Annotated in this window: 3 protein-coding genes; all 3 read left to right on the top strand. The window is 64.2% G+C overall.

Annotation, left to right across the window (positions count from 1 at the left end):
• A partial coding sequence (locus tag A2I95_RS40040; RefSeq protein ID WP_291737893.1) for an Mth938-like domain-containing protein occupies nt 1-197 on the top strand: 197 nt, incomplete at its 5' end.
• A gap of 88 nt (nt 198-285) precedes the next feature.
• The gene (gene ccmA / locus A2I95_RS40035; RefSeq protein ID WP_027259177.1) at nt 286-900 is read left to right on the top strand and encodes a heme ABC exporter ATP-binding protein CcmA; all 615 of its coding nucleotides are present in this window, start codon (nt 286-288) and stop codon (nt 898-900) included.
• On the top strand, nt 897-1205 hold a 309-nt coding region (locus A2I95_RS40030), incomplete at its 3' end, for a heme exporter protein CcmB (protein ID WP_291737892.1). The genes ccmA and A2I95_RS40030, both read left to right, overlap by 4 nt.

Raw genomic sequence — 1205 nt, 5'->3', positions numbered from 1 at the left:
TGGCTTTGGCCGGGGAGATAGACGTGCTGTTCATCGGCACCGGGGCAGAGATCGCCCATATCCCGGCAGAGCTGCATAAGGCGCTGGAGGAGGCCGGGCTGGGAGTGGAGGCAATGAACTCTCCCGCGGCCTGCCGCACCTACAATGTGCTGCTGTCCGAGGGGCGCCGGATTGCGATGGCGGCGCTGGTGGTCTGACTTTCTGAAGATGTATTTGACCTGCCGCAAAGCGGGACGCGGCTGCATGGTCTTTTGATGCGCGGGCACAACGGGATAAGCGAACTTCATGACATTGACTGTGACGGATCTGAGCGTGGCGCGCGGTGGCATCCCGGTGCTGGAGGGCCTCAGCTTTGCGCTGGAACCCAGCAAGGCGCTGATCCTGCGCGGCCCTAACGGGGTCGGCAAGACCACGCTGCTGCGCACCGTTGCAGGCCTGCAGCCGCCGCTGAAAGGGCAGGTCGAGGGCGCCGAGGACCAGATCGCTTATGCCGCCCATTCCGACGGGCTGAAGCCAACGCTGACGGTGGCAGAGAACCTGACCTTCTGGGCCAGCGTCTTTGGCAGAAATGGGATTGAACAGGCGCTGGACGGCTTTGATCTGCTGACCCTGCGCGACCGCCAGGCAGGTGCCTTGTCTGCGGGGCAGAAACGCCGCCTGGGCCTCAGCCGGATGTTGGTCACGGGCCGGCCCATCTGGATCATGGACGAGCCGACGGTCAGCCTCGACACCAGCTCCGTCGCCATGTTTGCCGGCGCTGTGCGGGCGCATCTGGGGCAGGGCGGTTCAGCCCTGATCGCCACCCACATCGACCTAGGGCTGGAGGCGGAGGTGCTGGATGTCGGCCCTTACAAGGCCAAGCCTCTGGCGCTGGATGACTTCGACGGAGGTTTCCTGTGATTGCGCTTCTTCTGCGGGATCTGAAGCTCGCCTTCCGGGCGGGCGGCGGTTTTGGCCTGGGTCTTGCATTCTTTCTTATCGTGACGGTGATGGTGCCTTTCTCTGTCGGCCCGCAGTCCGATCTTTTGTCCAAGATCGCACCGGGTGTTTTGTGGCTGGGCGCGCTGCTGGCGTGCTTGCTGTCCCTCGACCGGTTGCTGGCATTGGATTGGGAGGACGGCTCGCTGGACCTGCTGGCCACCGCGCCGCTGCCCTTGGAAAGCACCGTCACCATCAAGGCGCTGGCCCATTGGATTACCACCGGC

Source organism: Leisingera sp. F5, from assembly GCF_001593695.1.
The sequence above is the reverse complement of the archived record's forward strand: the minus strand, read 5'-3'. Positions and strand labels throughout refer to the sequence as shown.